This is a genomic window from Lewinella sp. W8 (genome assembly GCF_004375085.3).
GTDB lineage: Bacteria > Bacteroidota > Bacteroidia > Chitinophagales > Saprospiraceae > Neolewinella.
Window position 1 is genome coordinate 1 of the sequence record NZ_SNAQ03000046.1, and the last position, 1,806, is coordinate 1,806.

The following is a 1,806-nucleotide window of genomic DNA, read 5'->3' on the forward strand; positions in this document are numbered from 1 at the left end:
GAACTACGGCACAGTCCGCTTCCTCATCCGTGGGGAAGGTCAGCGTGTAGTCGTGGATACCGTAGACCGTGATGCGCTGCGTACAGGCAGCAGCGTTGGTCAGGCCCTGGCCGTCAGTAGCCGTGAAGACACGGGTAAACTGGCCAACACCACAGCTGTTCACGTCACCGCTGATCGTCTGGGTGATCGTTACCTCACAGTTGTCGATACCGGTGGCCGCACCGAAGGCAGCGTCCAGCTCCTCATCCGTGGCCTCATTGATGTCGGCGGGAAGCTCAGCGTTGTAAGCAATACAGCTGATGTTGACCGGAGCCGGAGCAAAACAGACCGGGCGGGCCTTGTCTTCCACCAGTACTTCAAGCCAGCAGTAGTTGACGTTTCCGGCCTCGTCCGTGACGCGCAGACCAACCAGGACGTTGCCCAGGTCAGCACAGGTCAGCAGCAGCTCGTCGGTGTACACCGCGCCGGGCAGCAGTTCGTAGGTGCCGTTAGCCAGCTGGCGTACCCGGCCGATGTGCAGCGTTACGTCGCCACAGTCGTCGTAAGAACCGTTGTCAATCATTTCGGGGGTCAGGACCACCACACCGGTGCTCGCTCCGCCCGTGCTCGAACCAGACGTCAGGCTCACGTTCAGGCCGTCTTCACAGATGGCTACGGGAGCCGTACGGTCGATGACCGTGAAGGGTACGTCGGTGAAGTCAGCGTTACCACAGTCGTCCGTGTAGGTGTAACGCAGGGTGTGCGTACCGGCAGGAATCGGACCGGCAATCTCCGCATCACCGTCGTTCAGGTCCAGGAAGAAGGTGCCGATGGGGGCGCCGTTCAGGTCCTGGAAGGGGTAGATGTCAGCTTTCAGCTCGATGCCGGCGCTACAGTTGTCCGTCAGTACGATGCTCGGATCGTCCAGGCGGATGTAGGCCGCACAAACATCACCGGCGTTGGTGCTGAACTCCAGCGGGCCTTCGTCGATGGTACCGTCGAAGTCGCGGTCTTGCGTGGGAGCCGTGAAGTCAGGGGCCGTGGTGTCGCCCACCTTAACCACCTGGGTGTAGGTGCGCGGGGCACCGGGCTCACACCAGTCGATGACCGTGTAGGTCCGGACAAATTTGTAAGTGTTGGGGCAGGTCTGCAGGCGAGGACCGTCTTCATAGGTCAGCGCCAGGTTACAGATCGTACCGTTAATGGTCAGCGGCACTACCGCATCACCGTAGGTAAAGAAGGGCAGGTCCTCATCGCGGGGAACGGGGTTACCGTTGGCACCCAGCGTCAGGCTCTCATCGCATTCGTACTCGGCTACGTCCAGCACGTCGCCGGCCGGTTCTACGTCCGCCAGGCTGGGCCGTACGAAGGTGATCTCGAAGGAGGTCACCGCCGGGCCGTTCTCTTCACCGGCTGCGTTTTCGCAGTCGCTGATTTCGGTAGCGGTGAAGGTCCGCGTGATCACCACGTCGTTACACTCGGGGTCTTCTTCGTCGAAGGTCGCCACGTCGTTCACGCACACCTGCAGGCGCGGGGCGCAGCCGTCAGAGAAGGTTGCCGTGATGGCGGCTCCCAGGGCATCGGCGTCCAGGTCCAGACGGTCGCGCAGGGCCGTGGCCATCGTACCGGGAACGGTCGTGAAGTTGCCGTTACCGTCGTTGGCTACCTCCCAGCAGCGGCTGATGCTTACTTCCAGCATCGTCAGCGAGATCGCCTCCAGGTCCGTGCACAGCAGTTCTACGTCATCGGGCGTCGTCACCACCGCCGGTGGCGTCTTGTCTTCGGCGTTCACCACACCCCAGCAGGTCTCGAAATTGTCCAGACGCA

Annotated in this window: 1 pseudogene; it reads right to left on the reverse strand. The window is 61.8% G+C overall.

Features of this window, described 5'->3' with window-relative positions:
• Nucleotides 1-1,806 (reverse strand): annotated as a pseudogene (locus E1J53_RS24050) (hypothetical protein); the annotation flags it as partial.